This window comes from Kocuria sediminis (genome assembly GCF_009735315.1).
In the GTDB taxonomy this organism is placed as follows: Bacteria; Actinomycetota; Actinomycetes; order Actinomycetales; family Micrococcaceae; genus Kocuria; species Kocuria turfanensis.
The window spans coordinates 24,569-39,184 of sequence record NZ_WOGU01000020.1 but is presented as its reverse complement, the minus strand read 5'-3'; the positions used below and the strand labels follow the sequence as shown (position 1 = coordinate 39,184).

Below are 14,616 nucleotides of genomic sequence, written 5' to 3'. Positions count from 1 at the left end.
GACCCGGCCGTCGTCGATGAGCAGCGGGTCGCCCACGTGCACGTCGCCGGGCAGGCCCTTGTGGGTGGTGGAGCACAGGCTCTCGGTGCCCTCGACCTCGTCGACGGTGATGGAGAACACGTCGCCAGGCAGCAGCTCGTGGGGCCCGTCGGCGAAGCGGCCGAGCCGGATCTTGGGCCCCTGCAGGTCGGCGAGGATCGCGACGGTCTGCCCGGCATCCGTCGAGGCCCGGCGGAGGTTCTCGTAGGACGCGTCGTGCACGGCGTGGTCGCCGTGGCTCATGTTGAGCCGGGCCACGTTCATGCCCGACCGGATCGCCTGGGAGAGGTTCTCGTAGGAGGAGATGGCCGGGCCGATCGTGGCCACGATCTTCGCTCGTCGCATAGGGGGACGTCCTGTCGTCGGTTCAAGAGGGGGAGGGGAGGTCAAACACGGAGGTGGCCGTAGCCTCGGCACGCTGCCCCTTGAGTCTCCGGCGACGGTGTTCCGGGGTTGGAGGCATCAGCGCGGGCGCGGCGTTTTCCGGCGGTGGACCCCGGGGTGCTGGGAACGCGGCGACGGCAGGCGGCCCGACACCGGAGGTGTCAGGCCGCCTGATCATCGGTGTGTCTAGAGGGCGTCTGCGGTGTGGGTGGTGTGTGCGTCCGGTGTCAGGGCGCGGGCGATGTGCTGGCCGGTCTGGCGCAGCAGGGCCGCGGAGAGACGGGCATCGGTGGCGCTGTCCTGGTCGGTCATGGCGCTGAGCGCGTAGACCTTCTCGATGCCATGGGCGGGCAACTGATCCGTGTCCAGGGCGTTGTGCCCCACGACGGCGATCACCGGCACCGGGTTCGCGCGGCGGGCCACGACCAGAGGCAGCTTGCCCGACAGCGTTTGGGTGTCCAGCTTCCCTTCCCCGGTGATCACCAGGTCGCAGCCGGCGGCGTGGGCGTCGAAGCCGAGCAGGTCCAGGAAGAACCCGGCTCCGGAGACCATCCTCGCGCCCAGCAGCATCGCGGCCCAGCCCAGCCCGCCGGCGGCGCCGGCCCCGGGCACGCCGGCGGCCTCCTCGGCGGGCCAGCCGGCCTCCCACAGGCGCCGGAGCAGGCACCCCAGCCCGGCCTCTAGGACCTTGACGTCGTCGGGGGAGGCGCCCTTCTGCGGGCCGTAAACGGCTGCTGCCCCGTGGCGGCCCAGCAGGGGATTCTGCACATCGTTGGCGGCGATCAACTCCACCCCGCCCAGGTCGACCAGCCCGGTGAGATCCGCCTCGGCGATCTGCCCCAGGGTGGCGCCGGTGGGCACGAAGGCCTGGCCTGCCCGGTCGGCGAACACCGCGCCGAGGGCGGAGAACATCCCGGCCCCGCCGTCGGTGGTGGCGCTGCCACCCAGGGCCAGCACGATCCGGGCCGGACGGTGGGCCAGCACGGCCCGGATGGCCTGACCGAAGCCCACGCTGCTGGACTCGCGCGGGGCCAGGCGGGCCGCGGGCAGCATCTGCAGCCCGGCGGTGGTGGCCACCTCCACCACCGCGGTGGTGCCGTCGAAGGCCACCGTGGTGGTCGCCGGGTCCCCGGTGGGGCCGGTGATCGGGATGGTCAGCGCCTGAAACCCCGCACCCAGGGCCGCGGCCACACTGCCGTCCCCACCATCGGCCAGGGGCAGGGTGTGCACCTGGGCTAGTGGGTTGTCCTGGAGCAGGCCTGCGGCCAGGGAATCAGCGACCTGGGCGGCGGTCAACGACCCTTTGAACTTGTCCGGGGCGATCAGGATCCGCGGTGTCGTCAGAAGATTCGTGCTCATCGGGCGGCCTCGTTCACGAGCTCATCGTCGCGGTCCCGGAAGACCCCATCCGTCTCGGCGGTCCCGAGGTCGGCGGCGGGTCCGTCGACCACCCGGTGAAGCGCGGTGGTGGTGGGCACGGCCGGGACGGTGGAGGACTCGAGCTCGGCCAGCGGGTCCTCCACGGCCGGTGTCGCGCGGCCCACGACAGGGGCCTCAGTCGTGGTCTCGGTGGTGGTGGGCTCCTCCAGGGGCGGGAGCACCTCGCCGTTGAAGACCCGGCGGGCGCGGTCCACGTCCAGGCTCTTGTCCCACCAGGCGATGAACAGGGTGGCCACGGCGTTGCCGCAGAAGTTGACCAGCGCCCGGCACTCGGACATGAACTTGTCGATGCCGAAGATGAGCATGATGCCCGCGGCCGGGATGGTGCCCAGGGTGCTCAGGGTGGCGGTGAGGGCGATGAACCCGCCGCCGGCGACTCCGGCGGCTCCCTTGGAGGTGAGGAGCATGACGGCGAGCATGCCCAGCTGCTGGCCGATGGTCAGATTGGTGTTGGTGGCCTGGGCGATGTAGACGGCGGCCAGGGAGAGGTAGATCGCCGCCCCGTCGAGGTTGAAGCTGTAGCCGGTGGGCACGACCAGGCCCACGGTCTCCTTCTTGACCCCGGCGTGCTGGAGCTTGCGCATGAGTCCGGGCAGGGCCGGCTCGGCGGTGGAGGTACCCAGGATCAGCAGCAGCTCCTCCTTGAAGTGCTTGAGCATCGTGAAGAGGTTCAGCTTCAGGAAGGCCATCACCGAGCCCAGGACCACCACGACGAAGACCAGGGAGGTGCCGTAGAAGAGCAGGATCAGCCAGCCGAGGCTGGAGAGGGTCTCCACCCCGTACTTGCCCACGGCGAAGGCCATCGCCCCGAAGGCGCCCAGCGGGGCGGCCTTCATGATGTAGTTCAGGACCTTGAAGATCACCGCGGTCAGGCGCTGGATCACGTCCAGGACCGGGGCGCCGATCTGGCCCACGGCGTTGAGGGCGATGCCGAAGATCACGGCCATGAAGATGATCTGGAGGATGTCGCCCTCCACGAAGGGGGCAGCCACGCTGCCGGGGATGATGTGGGTGAGGAACTCCCACCACTGCTGGTTCTCGCCCTTGTCGATCAGCTCGGCGGCGGTGCCGGTGGTCTCGATGGTGGAGGCGTCGGCGTTGACGCCGTCCCCGAGGCGGAAGATGTTGATGGCGACCAGGCCGGTGAGCATGGCCAGGATGGTGCCGATCTGGAAGTAGCCCAGGGCTTTCAGCCCGGTGACCCCGACCTTCTTCAGATCCGCCACGCTGGCGATGCCGCCGACGATGGTGAGGAAGACGATGGGGCCGATGAGCATCTTCATCGCTTCCACGAACGTGGTGCCGATCGGCTGCATGGCTTCCCCGGTTTCGGGGGCGAGCCAGCCGACGAGGATGCCGAGCACGATCGCCACGAGCACCCAGACGTAGAGCTGGCGGTACCAGGGCTTACGGGCGGCCGTGGGGTGGGTGTCACTGACCATGGTGTGGTCCATGAGTGTTGTCCTCGGTGTCGAGAAGGGAATGCTCCGCGGCGGTGCGCTGAGCCCTCAAGGGAAGTAAGCGGGGCTTGCCCCGGGCATGGGACAGCCAGGGGCCGGCCGGTACGGTGCCGGCCGGCCCCTGAAGAACGCCTCAGGCAGAGGCGGAGGTTGTTCAGGCGGAGGTCAGGGACTTGGCCAGGGCCTCGATGATCGCCTCGGTGATCTCGTTCGTGTCGGCGGTGCCGCCGATGTCGCGGGTGAGGTGGCCGGCGGCGGTGGTGGCCTCGATGGCGGCCTCGACCCGGCGGGCCTCGACGTGCAGGCCGAAGTGCTCCAGCATCAGGGCCGCGCTGGCGATGGTGCCGATGGGGTTGGAGATGCCCTTCCCGGCGATGTCCGGGGCGGAGCCGTGGACGGGCTCGAACATCGAGGGGTACCGCCGCTCCGGGTTGAGGTTCGCACTGGCGGCCAGCCCGAGGCTTCCGGCCATCGCCGAGCCCAGGTCGGAGAGGATGTCGGCGTTGAGGTTGGAGGCCACCACCACCGACAGCTCCTCGGGGTGCAGCACGAACTTGGCGCTCATCGCGTCCACCAGCACCGACTCCGTCTGCACGTCGGGGTAGTCTCCCGCGACGCGGGCGAAGACCTCGTCCCAGAGCACCATGCCGTACTGCTGGGCGTTGGACTTGGTGACGCTGGAGACCTTCTGGACCGTGCGCGTGCGGGCCAGGTCGAAGGCGAAGCGGATGATCCGCTCACAGCCCTTCTCGGTGAACAGGGAGGACTGGACGGCCACCTCGTTGCCGGGGCCCCGGCCGGAGAGGTTGCGCCCGCCGAGTCCGGCGTACTCGCCCTCGCTGTTCTCCCGGACCACGACCCAGTCCAGCTCGGTGTCGTCGGCCTTGCGCAGCGGGGAGACCACCCCGGGGAGGAACTTCACGGGGCGGATGTTGGCCCACTGGTCGAAGTTCTGGGTGATGTTCAGCCGCAGCCCCCACAGGGACACGTGGTCGGGGACGTTCTCCCACCCGACGGCCCCGAAGAGGATCGCGTCGAAGTTCTTGAGCTCCTCCAGGCCGTTGGGGTCCATCATCACCCCGTGCTCGGCGTAGTACTCGCTGCCCCAGGGGAACTCGGTCCACTCGAAGGAGAACTTCCCGTTGGACTGCTCGGCGATCGCGTCGAGGACCTTGCGGCCGGCGGCGACGACCTCCTTGCCCACCCCGTCGGCGGGGATCGAGGCGATCTTGAAAACCTGGTGCTCAGCCATGGTGGTGCTCTCCTTGTCGAGGTCTATCCGGTGTTGCCCGCATCACATCGCGGTGTTGAGTACCAGTAGAACGCCCCGACATACATAAGGTCCAAGACCTGAATTGCATCCCTTAAATAGGGGGTCCCTATGGTGCTGAGGGGTGGTCGACCGTGTGCTGGGCCGCGATGTCCAGGAAGGCCTGAGCGGCCGGGGTCAGGTCCGCCGGGCGGCTGAGCACAGCCACGTGCAGCACCGTGGTCGGCTCGATCCCCAGCACGCGCAGTCCCGCGGCCCTCGCTAGCGGGGTCCAGGAGGAGGGCATCACCGCGTGCCCGACTCCGGCCAGCACCAGCGGCAGCACCGAGGTGCGGTGGGCGACCTCGGCGGCGATCTGCACCTGCACCCCGCCGGCCAGGGCGTCGTCGACGAGCCAGCGCATCAGCGATCCCCGCTGGGAAGCCACCACCCGGTGTCCTTCCAGGTCCTGCCGGCCAATGGTCTCGCCGTCGCCGAAGTCGTCGGCCTGCGGATTGACGATCAGCACGAGCGGCTGCTGCTCCAGATGCATCACCTCGACCTCCGCGGAGCGGAACGGGCGGTCGGCGCCGAGGATCCCGATCTCCGCGCTGCCGGTGCGCACCGCCTCGGTCACCTCATCGGGGGTGAAGGCGGCGGCCACATTGAGGGTCACCGCCGGATGGGACTGTGCGTAGGCGTCGATCATCGACGTCAGCGGCTCGATCCCCGGAGAGGGCATGGCGATCACGTCCAGGCGGCCGCTGCGCACCCCGCGCAGATCATCGATGGCCGCCCGGGCCGTCTCCAGATCACGGACCACCACCCGGGCCGGGCCCACGAGCTCCTCCCCGGCCTCGCTGAGCACCACCCGCCGCCCGATCCGATGGAACAGCGAGACTCCCAGCTCCCGCTCCAGGCCCTTGATCGTCTGCGACAACGAGGGCTGGGCGATGATCAAATGCTCCGCCGCCCGGGTGAACCCGCCGTGGTCCACCACGGCCAAGAAGTACTTCAGCTGCCGAACATCCATCTCTGTCTTCCCTTCTCATGCACCACAGGACGCCGGGGCGGTGCCGCTCCCCGGATGACGACGCAGGCCAATCACTGCCATCGTCGCCGCCGCAGCTGCGCCCCGGTGCACGCATCGGCCCCGCTTCACGCGAACCCACCCGGCGGTGAAGTCACAGTTCGCAAGCTCCAAGAATCCCGCGACCCCTTGGGTGCCGGGTGGGGTCGCCACCCATGGACCTATTGGTTCTTCCTATTGGCGTAGTAGACAACAGGCCTTGGACGTGATGCAAGTCACGGACGCATGGTGAGTCCATCCCATCTATGGAAGGACCTGGACCGTGCAAACCCAGCAACCCGTTTCCGCCGGCCCCACGAGTGCTCCACCCCGCACGGACGTCCGTGCTGCCCTGCTGGGCGGCAAGACCTTCCGTAGCCTCAGCGAGCAGACCCTCTCCCCGCGGGAGGAGAAGTTCGAACGCGCCCGCCAGACCACCGGGCTGTTCCTGGCCCCGGCGGTGGCGATCATCTTCGCCCTGCTGCCGCTGAACATGGACCCCACCCAGCACCTGCTGGCCGCGGTGTTGCTGGGCGTGATCATCCTGTGGATCTGCGAGCCGGTGCCCATCCCGATCGGCGGGCTCATCGGCGTGGCCGCCGTGGTGATCCTCGGGGTGGCCCCGGCCTCGGATGTGCTCCAGCCGTTCGGGTCGACCACGATCTTCACCTTCATCGGGGCGTTCATCCTCGCCCAGGCCATGCTCAAGCACGGCATCGCCCAGCGTCTGGCCTTCTTCGTGCTCTCCCTGCCCGGGGTCGGCAGGTCCACCTACCGGATCATCATCGCCTTCGGCGTGATTACCTGCATGCTCTCGGCCTTCGTCTCCAACACCGCCACGGTGGCCATGCTCATGCCCACCGCCCTGGGCATCCTGGCCGTCATCGCCCAGCTCATGCAGGACAAGGGCGTGGTGAAGGCCGACTTCGACCCCCTGCGGCTGCGGGTCGGGGCCGCGCTGCTGCTCATGCTCGCCTACGGCGCCTCCGTCGGCGGTCTGCTCACCCCGGTCGGCTCCCCGCCGAACCTCATCGGCCGCGGCCTGATCGAGGAGGCCACCGGCACCCGGATCTCCTTCGCCCAGTGGATGGCTGTTGCCTTTCCGGTGTGCCTGGCCATGTTCGTGGTCCTGGCGGTCATCATGTTCCTGCTCAACAAGCCCGAGATCCGCCGGATCGAGGGCGTGGAGGAGTACATCCGCGAGCACCGCCAGGCCCAGGGGAGGATGTCCCGGGCGGAGAAGAACACCCTGGTCGCCTTCGGTCTCACCGTCACCCTGTGGCTGCTGCCGGCCGTCGTCAGCCTGTTTGCCGGTACCGAGTCGGCCGCCTACATCTTCCTCGACGACCGCCTCGACGAGGGCATCGTGGCGGTGCTCGGGGCCTCTCTGCTGTTCATCCTGCCCACGAACTGGAAGAAGCGCGAAGCCACCCTCACCTGGACCGACGCGGCCAAGATCGACTGGGGCACCATCGTCCTGTTCGGCACCGGCATCATCTTCGGCTCCCTGCTGGCCGACACCGGCCTGGCCGAGACCATCGGCACCGGCGCGGCCGAGAACCTGCCCATCACCAACGTCGTGGCCATCACCATCTTCTCCGCCGTGCTCGCGGTGCTGATCTCCGAGACGACCTCCAACACGGCATCGGCGGCGGTGATCGTGCCCATCGTGATCCCGCTGTGCCAGGCCATGGGCGTGGACCCGTTCGTCCCGGCCATGGCCGCCACGTTCGCCGCGTCCTTCGGGTTCATGCTGCCGGTCTCCACCCCGCAGAACGCCATCGTCTACGGCACCGGGGCCGTGCCCATTACCCGCATGATCCGCACCGGCCTCTTCTTCGACATCCTCGGCGTGGCCCTGATCGTCGCCATCGTCCCGGTGATGATCGCCGTCGTCGGCATCGGCGGCTGACCCCGGCACCCAGAGCCGCAAGAACCACTACTGCTCAAGGCCCCCACCACGGTGGGGGCCTTGAGATCATCCGTGTCTAGTAGGGTTCCTCGGCATGCCGCGCCACGGGTGGTGCACAGAGAGGCCCGACGGAGCAGACCAGACATACCCCTGGTTTACATATGGCCGGTTACCGGACACTGCCCATGGGGGCCACGTTGCAGTAGGGATTGGTCTTCTGGATGGCCTGGACGGCTTTGGTCTTGACACCATGCCGGCGGGATTTCAGGGTGGCGGTGCGACGTTCGTTGAGCCGCGCACCTGGGGGATGCCATGCACAGCTATCCGTCCGAGCACCATCGTGATGATTCCACCACTTCGCCGGAGGAGACTCCTGAATGGTTGGTGGAAGCGGTGGCGACCATGATGGCCACCGGACGCATCCCGGGTCTGTCCCTTGTCGTGGTCGATGCGCAACGGTCGTTGTACGCCGGTGGGTTCGGAACCGCTGATCTGTCCACGGGGGCGCCGGCGACTCCGTCCACGGCGTTCCTGTGGTTCTCCATGAGCAAGATCGTCACCGCCACGGCCGTCATGACCCTGGTCGAGGACGGTCGCCTCGAGCTGGACGCCCCGGCGGCCGACTACGTGGACTACCTGCGCGCCCCGGCTGCCGCTCAGCCCACGGTGAGGCAGTTGCTGACCCACACCGCAGGCTGGTCCAATCCACTACCGCTGCGATGGGTCCACCCGGCCGGGCAGGAGCCGCCGGCGGTCGAGGACCTGCTGCGGTCCGTGCTGAGCCGACCTCGCGCCTACCGCCACACCCCGGGGCGGAAGGCCCGATACACCAACATCGGCTATCTAGCCCTGGGCCAGGTCATTGAAGCCGTGAGCGGGATGCCGGTGACCACCTATCTGCAGCACGCCGTGCTGGACCCGGCGGGCATGACCGGCACTGGGTTCACCTATCGCCCAGGGGTACCAGCCGCCACCGGTTACGTGCGCGCCTCGCGCGCTGCCGATCCACTGCTGCGCCGCCTGCTCCCACCCGGGGTGGCCGGGACCCGTCACGGCGCGTACCTGGGCTTGCGGCCCTTCTACGTCGACGGACCCGCCTACGGGGGCCTGGTCGGCGATGTGGTGGATGCCGGAAGATTCCTCCGGTTGCATCTGGGCGATGGTCAGGTCGAGGGGCGCCGTATCCTCTCCGCTGAGACGGCCTGGTCCATGCGCGTGATCGAGCACCCGGGGAAGCCCTTCGACCACGGGATCGGCTGGTTCCGCCGCCCCACCAAGGGGGCAGGGCAGTGGATCGAGCACTTCGGAGCCGGCGCCGGATTCTGGAACATCATGCGCCTCTACCCAGACCAAGGCCTGGGCATCGCGGTGATGACCAACAGCACCACGACCTACGACTTCGAGCCCCTTTTCGCTCTCCTGACAACCGCCTCCTGGTCGTAACACCTTCGGGTGATGCCCATGAGGTCGGTCAGCGATCCACGGCCGCTGCAGTGGGGTTCTTTATCCAGCACACCGCACGAGTGAACGACCACGATGAGCGGCACCTCACCTACCCGTCAAGAGATCCACGACGAGCTCGAACATGCTCGAACGGACTTCCACGCCCACGTGACAACAGCAGCTCCAGCGGATCTGCGCCGGCCCTCGTCCGGCACCCGATGGACCAGTTGCCGCTGGCGCGCCTGATGGGTTGCCTCCCCGAACCGGTCAGCCGCGCCTTCGCCCGGACACTGCAGGTCGGCACCCGGCCCTTCCACTTCATCAACTACCAGAGCGACCGCGGGGCCGCGCGCATGATTCACGGCCCGCGGCTCATCCGGTGGTTCGACCGCACCTTCGACGTCCTGTAGACCCGGCTGGAAACCGAGCCCGCGGACGCACTGGCCCGCGGTATGCACATGCCCGTGTCCTGGGACCCGTACTTCCGGGACTGGATGAGCCTGGCCGAGATCTACCACTACGGCACCCAGCACTACGACCACCACCGACAGCAGCTGACCCTCGACTGGCCATCATGCGGAGCCCACTGATGGCCTCGGTCTTGCGGTCGAGTCGGCTCAGTCGGCGACCTGCGGTCTGGGTCAGATCGCCACTTCAGGACCGACCAAGCTGATGCTTATGAGGCCATGAGCATGGGGCGAACGCGAAGTCCGTCCCCTCCGCTTTACAGATGGCCCGGCGAGCGGCCGGTGGGCTACCGGGGTGAGCGTGCCCATCCCAGTGGCCCATGGAGAGGCTTTGCCGCCGTGGTGTCTGTGCTCCCTCCCGGTCGTGGGGTGCTGGACCTGCGTGGTGACGGGATTCCAGGGCTGGCCACGATCCAAAGAGTCTCCGGTAAGGCCTGGCTCAACCCCGGCACAGCTTGCCTGCCTACCGTTCTCAGCAGTCACCCCCTTACTGATGGAGAACCCGTGGACCCGCGCTCCCCGCACGAGACGATGCTCCGCTACGAGGGGCGCCGCCTGCCCCGGCCGGAGGAGGAGGTGGTGGACCAGGGGCTGGGTTTCGACCTCGGCACGCTGGTGAGCCGGCGGCGGGTGCTGGGGTTCCTCGGCGTGGGCGCGGCCACGGCCGGCCTGGCCGCGTGCGGGGCGACCGGCGGCTCCTCCGCCGGTACGAGCTCATCGGCCTCGTCCCCGGCCACCGCCTCGCCCTCGGCCACGGCCCCAGCGGCCGAGGAGATCCCCGACGAGACCGCCGGGCCGTATCCCGGGGACGGTTCCAATGGCCCGGACGTGCTGGAGCAGAGCGGGATCGTGCGCAGCGACCTGCGCTCCAGCTTCGGGGACGCGGCCGGGGCCGCCGCGGGGGTGCCCATGACCTTGGAGCTGACCGTCGCCGACCTCGCCGGCGGCGGGGTGCCCTTCGCCGGGGCGGCCGTCTACGTCTGGCACTGCGACCGGGAGGGCCGCTACTCCCTGTACTCCGAGGGCGTCACGGAGGAGAACTACCTGCGCGGGGTGCAGATCGCCGACGAGGACGGGAAGGTGCGCTTCACCAGCATCTTCCCCGCCTGCTACACCGGGCGGTGGCCGCACGTCCACTTCGAGGTCTATCCCGAGCAGGCCTCCATCACCGACTCCACTTCTGCGATCGCCACCTCCCAGGTGGCCCTGCCCAAGAACGCCTGCGACGCCGTCTACGCCACTGCCGGCTACGCGTCCTCGGTGGCCAACCTCGCCCAGCTCACCCTGGCCACCGACAACGTCTTCGGCGACGACGGCGGGGCGAGCCAGCTCGGGGCGGTCACCGGCAACGTCTCCGACGGCTACACCGTGACCCTGACCGCGGGGGTGGACACCACCACCCCCACCGGCGGCGGCATGGCCGGAGCCCCCGCCGGGGCACCGCCGGCTGGCGGGCCCGGCCAGGTGCCCCGGCAGGCTGAGCACCGCCCCGGACGGCGGAGGCAACTGCACCTCCTGACCGGCCGAACCAGATCGTCCCCGCTTACCGCAGAAAGGAGTACCCGTTGGCCAGACTCTTCGACAACCCCATGAGCATGCTGCTGATCCTGCCGGTGGGCATGCTGCTGTTCCGCGCCCCGAAACTGCCCGCCATTGCCCGCAGCCTCGGCCAGTCGATGCGCATTCTCAAGTCCGAGGTGACGCAACTGAAGGAGGACCAGCCCATCCAGGCCGATGTGAGTTTCAAGGGGCGGGCTGCGCACGAGAACCAAGGGGCCACCGCGCCGCGCAGCTAGCTCAGGGGTGCGAGTCGGGACCGTCCCGCGGATCAGCCCCGAGCCAAACAGGGTCCGGATCTCTGGTTTACATATGACCGAGTAAAGGTTGACGAGCCGCTGCCGTCGCGGTGGCAACAGGGCGTGGAGCGTTTGGACTGCTCGGCGCTGAGTAGATGGCCATGGCCGTGCCCTTGCGGGGTAGAGGCGCTGGTCTATGGGCGGTGAAGCTGGACGGGCGTGGCGGCGGCCGTCTCGATGGTTCGGTGTTGTTCATCGTCAAGGTCGCCCTGGCAGCGCTAGAGGCACAAATTGAACGAGCATCACTGATCACTGATCTGGCTCCTCGTACGGGTGGGCCCCTTATTCGGCAACGATGAGGGCCTGCGGGGCGGCCTGCTCTATCCGCGTCGACAGCCAGTGCAGCTGCGTGGTGGTCTCACCCTCGCAGCGTTCCACGACGTCGATCAGCTCCTGGTCGCGCAGGCCCTGGGCGGCCTGTTTCACCACGGTCCAGGTGATGTCCACGAGGCTGGCCAGCAGGTAGAGGTCCTGCAGGTCCCGCAGCAGTCCCACGGGCCCGGAGCGGGTCTCCGACAGCCCGTCGGCGTGCAGCCGCTCGGGCTCGTCGTCCTCCTCGACTTCCCCGTAGCGGTCGACGACCGGGGCCAGGGCCCGGACGTGGACCTCGCACTGGCCGGCCAGGGCCCGGCAGAGGTGGTACACGTCCGGTTCGGCGCCGTGGCCCTCGGCGACCTGGCGGAAGGACGCGGCCAGGGTCCGCTCGGAGCGGTGGAGCAACCCCAGGTAGACGGGCAACTTCATGCTCTTTCCTCCTTGGTGGCCACGGCCGGCGGCTCGGTCGGGGCGATGGTCTCGTCCACCTCGGCCGCCGCCCCACCCACGGTGGCCGGGACACGCCCGCCCCGGGCGGGGCGCGAAGCGGTGGTGGTGGGGGCCGGGGCCGGGGCGGTGGAATCAGCGACCTTGGTCACCCGCACGGCCGCGGTCTTGAACACCGGCTGCTTCGACACCGGATCCCACTCGGTGAGCGTCAGCTCGTTGGCCGCCCGGTGCCGCTGCTGCGGATCACGACCAGTCGGGTCGGGGGTGTCCCAGTAGCCGTAGTGGAAGGGCGCGAACACCGTCCCGGCGCGCACGTCCCCGACCCGCACCGGGGCGGTCAGGTGGCCCCGGGGGGACTCCACCCGCACCACGTCGCCCTCGACCAGCCCCAGGTCCCCGGCGTCGACCGCGGAGATCTCCACCCAGGCGTCCGGGGCGGCCCCGTCCAGCGGGGCTGCGCGGCCGGTCTTGGTGCGGGTGTGGAAGTGGTAGACGGTCCGCCCCGTGGTGAAGCGCAACGGGTAGTCCTGGCGCGGGGGCTCGTGGGGACCCTGGTAGGGGGCGGTCTTGAAGATCGCCCGCCCGCCCGGTGTCATGGCCCGGTAGGCCTGCGGCCCCACGGTGGCGCCGGTGGTGAGGTCGTGGCCGTAGGTCTCGCAGTAGTCCGGATCGGTGGAGAACACTCCGTCGCGGTAGAGGCGCACGGTGCCGTCGGGGTGCTCGTCATTGACCGGCCAGGGGATCCCGCTACCCCCGCGCAGCCGGCCGTAGCTGATGCCGGTGTAGTCGCACGGCCGCCCCCGGGTGCATGCGCGCCAGGCGCTGAAGGCCTCCTCCGGGCCGTCCCACTCGAGCAGGGGCGCCCCGGAGCGGGTGCGGAACCCCATCCGCCGGGAGTAGTCCAGGAAGATGTCCAAGTCGCTGCGGGCCTCCCCCGGTGGGTCCACGGCCTTCTCGGACAGGTGGACGGTGCGGTTGACGTTGGTGAAGGTCCCGGTCTTCTCCCCCCAGGCCGCGGCCGGCAGCACCACATCGGCGTACTGAGCGGTCTCGGTCAGGTACAGGTCCTGGACGACGAGGAACAGTCCCTGCCGGTCCAGGATGTCCCGGATGCGCGGCAGCTGAGGCATGGACACCGCCGGGTTGGTCGCGGAGATCCACAGGAACTCGATCGAGCCCTGCTCGACGTAGCGGAAGATCTGCATCGCGTGGGTGGGCGGGGCCCAGTGCGGGATCACCAGCGGGTCCACGCCCCACAGATCGGCCAGTTCCTGCACGTGGGCGGGGTTCTCCCAGTTGCGGAACCCCGGCAGGTCCCCATCGGCCCCGCACTCCCGGTTGTTCTGGGCGGTGGGCTGGCCGTTCATCTGCAGGATCCCGCACCCTGGTCTCCCGAGCAGCCCGCGCAGCAGGTGCAGGTTGTTGACCTGGCAGGCCGAGGCGGTGGCCTGGGCGGACTGGTAGAAGCCCTGCAGCACCGTGGAGAGCACCCGTTCGGAGGTCCCGAAAATGCGGGCGGCCTCCCGCACATCGCCGGCGGCCACCCCGCATTCGGCGGCCACCGCCTCGGGTGTCCAGGGCTCGATCTGCTCCGCGAGGTCCTCGAAACGCAACGTGTGGGCGGCGATCCAGTCCTCGTCGATCCACCCCTGGGCGATCACCTCGCGGATCAGCCCGTGCATCAGTGCCAGGTTGGTGCCCGGTTTCACGGCCAGGTGCACGTCGGCGTGCCGGGCGACCTCGGTCTCCCGCGGGTCCACGCACACCACCTTCGGCCGGTCCGGGCCGGCGAGCCGGTCCAGCACGCGGGCCCACAGCACGGTCTGGGTCTCGGCCATATTGTGCCCGTACAAGAACATCGCGTCGCACTCGTCGATGTCGACGTAGCTACCGGGTTGCCCGTCGGCGCCGAAGGACTCCTTCATCGCCGCCGCCGCCGTGGCCGTGCACAAGCGGGTGTTGCCGTCCATGTGCGGGGTGCCGATCCCGGCCTTGCCCAGAACCCCGAGGGCGTAGTACTCCTCCAGGAACAGCTGCCCGGAGGTGTAGAACCCGTGGGACAACGGGCCCTTGTCCTGCAGCAACGCTTGGCTGCGGGCCACGATCCGACCCATCGCGGTGTCCCAATCCGTCTCCACCAGGACACCGTTCTCCCGTACCAGCGGGCGGGTGAGACGGTCCCGGTGGGACACGCCCTGCCAGGAGGCGAACAAACCCTTCGGCCCCAGCCGGCCGTGATTGACGATGTCCACCGCCCGGCCCCGCACCCCGACCATGGCCCCGTCCTTCACGGCGATGTCCACCCCGCAGCCGTTGCTGCACAGCACACAGGCCGACTGCACCCACCGCTCCACGTCCTCCTCGACCAGTCCCTCGGCCAGCACCTGGTCCACCCGCACCGGCCACCGCTGCCCCCGGGCGAAAGGCGTGCGCGTGCCCCAGATGTCGGCGATGCGATCCACCATGGTCGTACCTTTCGTCGATGTGCCGCGCCTCCAGTGCGGAAGACCCGACCGGCCCCGGGAGGCGACC

General features: G+C 69.3%; 12 protein-coding genes and 1 pseudogene. 6 read left to right on the top strand and 7 right to left on the bottom strand.

What is annotated here, in order from left to right:
- The 5 genes from GMA12_RS17010 to GMA12_RS16990 all read right to left on the bottom strand — a co-directional run.
- The coding region (locus GMA12_RS17010; RefSeq protein WP_240898932.1) for a pyruvate kinase at positions 1 to 384 on the bottom strand (384 nt) is incomplete at its 3' end.
- A 225-nt stretch (positions 385 to 609) separates the two neighbouring features.
- Positions 610 to 1,782 carry a glycerate kinase gene (locus GMA12_RS17005; RefSeq protein ID WP_156270690.1) on the bottom strand — a complete coding sequence of 391 codons (1,173 nt, stop codon included), beginning with the start codon at positions 1,780 to 1,782 and terminating at the stop codon, positions 610 to 612.
- Positions 1,779 to 3,317, bottom strand: a complete 1,539-nt coding sequence (gene dctA, locus GMA12_RS17000; protein ID WP_156270689.1) for a C4-dicarboxylate transporter DctA — start codon at positions 3,315 to 3,317, stop codon at positions 1,779 to 1,781. The genes GMA12_RS17005 and dctA overlap by 4 nt, the downstream gene beginning before the upstream one ends.
- Positions 3,318 to 3,477: 160 nt before the next feature.
- A complete protein-coding gene (locus GMA12_RS16995; protein WP_156270688.1) occupies positions 3,478 to 4,575 on the bottom strand; it encodes a tartrate dehydrogenase in 1,098 nt (365 codons plus the stop codon).
- Positions 4,576 to 4,702: 127 nt separating this feature from the next.
- Positions 4,703 to 5,605, bottom strand: coding sequence for a LysR family transcriptional regulator (locus GMA12_RS16990; protein ID WP_156270687.1), 903 nt, complete (start codon positions 5,603 to 5,605; stop codon positions 4,703 to 4,705).
- A 319-nt stretch (positions 5,606 to 5,924) separates the two neighbouring features.
- Here GMA12_RS16990 and GMA12_RS16985 point away from each other — a divergent pair, with 319 nt between their 5' ends.
- From GMA12_RS16985 to GMA12_RS19645, 6 genes and pseudogenes are all read left to right on the top strand, one after another.
- Positions 5,925 to 7,553, top strand: a complete 1,629-nt coding sequence (locus tag GMA12_RS16985) for an SLC13 family permease (RefSeq protein WP_162460002.1) — start codon at positions 5,925 to 5,927, stop codon at positions 7,551 to 7,553.
- A gap of 312 nt (positions 7,554 to 7,865) precedes the next feature.
- Complete coding sequence (locus GMA12_RS16980; RefSeq protein ID WP_240898931.1) at positions 7,866 to 8,996, top strand: serine hydrolase domain-containing protein; 1,131 nt, start codon at positions 7,866 to 7,868, stop codon at positions 8,994 to 8,996.
- A gap of 218 nt (positions 8,997 to 9,214) precedes the next feature.
- Positions 9,215 to 9,406 (top strand): hypothetical protein, encoded by a 192-nt coding sequence (locus tag GMA12_RS19105; protein WP_240898930.1) that lies wholly within the window; start codon positions 9,215 to 9,217, stop codon positions 9,404 to 9,406.
- Between the two features lie 54 nt (positions 9,407 to 9,460).
- Entirely contained in the window at positions 9,461 to 9,586 is a 126-nt protein-coding gene (locus tag GMA12_RS19365) for a hypothetical protein (protein ID WP_276607437.1), read from the top strand.
- Between the two features lie 381 nt (positions 9,587 to 9,967).
- The gene (locus GMA12_RS16970; protein ID WP_370831984.1) at positions 9,968 to 11,056 is read left to right on the top strand and encodes an intradiol ring-cleavage dioxygenase; all 1,089 of its coding nucleotides are present in this window, start codon (positions 9,968 to 9,970) and stop codon (positions 11,054 to 11,056) included.
- A pseudogene (locus tag GMA12_RS19645) lies at positions 11,029 to 11,181 on the top strand (twin-arginine translocase TatA/TatE family subunit); the annotation flags it as partial. The gene GMA12_RS16970 and the pseudogene GMA12_RS19645, both read left to right, overlap by 28 nt.
- 420 nt (positions 11,182 to 11,601) lie before the next feature.
- On the opposite strand, the gene GMA12_RS16960 reads toward GMA12_RS19645, so the two are convergent.
- Both GMA12_RS16960 and GMA12_RS16955 read right to left on the bottom strand, forming a co-directional pair.
- The gene (locus GMA12_RS16960) at positions 11,602 to 12,063 is read right to left on the bottom strand and encodes a ferritin family protein (RefSeq protein WP_156270685.1); all 462 of its coding nucleotides are present in this window, start codon (positions 12,061 to 12,063) and stop codon (positions 11,602 to 11,604) included.
- Complete coding sequence (locus tag GMA12_RS16955; protein WP_156270684.1) at positions 12,060 to 14,549, bottom strand: molybdopterin oxidoreductase family protein; 2,490 nt, start codon at positions 14,547 to 14,549, stop codon at positions 12,060 to 12,062. The genes GMA12_RS16960 and GMA12_RS16955 overlap by 4 nt, the downstream gene beginning before the upstream one ends.
- Positions 14,550 to 14,616 lie beyond the last annotated feature (67 nt).

Coding starts and splice junctions, on each gene's coding strand:
- dctA (WP_156270689.1), bottom strand. CDS start 3,317: ATGGACCACACCATGGTCAGTGACACCCACCCCACGGCCGCCCGTAAG.
- GMA12_RS16960 (WP_156270685.1), bottom strand. CDS start 12,063: ATGAAGTTGCCCGTCTACCTGGGGTTGCTCCACCGCTCCGAGCGGACC.
- GMA12_RS19105 (WP_240898930.1), top strand. CDS start 9,215: ATGGACCAGTTGCCGCTGGCGCGCCTGATGGGTTGCCTCCCCGAACCG.
- GMA12_RS16990 (WP_156270687.1), bottom strand. CDS start 5,605: ATGGATGTTCGGCAGCTGAAGTACTTCTTGGCCGTGGTGGACCACGGC.
- GMA12_RS16980 (WP_240898931.1), top strand. CDS start 7,866: ATGCACAGCTATCCGTCCGAGCACCATCGTGATGATTCCACCACTTCG.
- GMA12_RS16955 (WP_156270684.1), bottom strand. CDS start 14,549: ATGGTGGATCGCATCGCCGACATCTGGGGCACGCGCACGCCTTTCGCC.
- GMA12_RS17005 (WP_156270690.1), bottom strand. CDS start 1,782: ATGAGCACGAATCTTCTGACGACACCGCGGATCCTGATCGCCCCGGAC.
- GMA12_RS16995 (WP_156270688.1), bottom strand. CDS start 4,575: ATGGCTGAGCACCAGGTTTTCAAGATCGCCTCGATCCCCGCCGACGGG.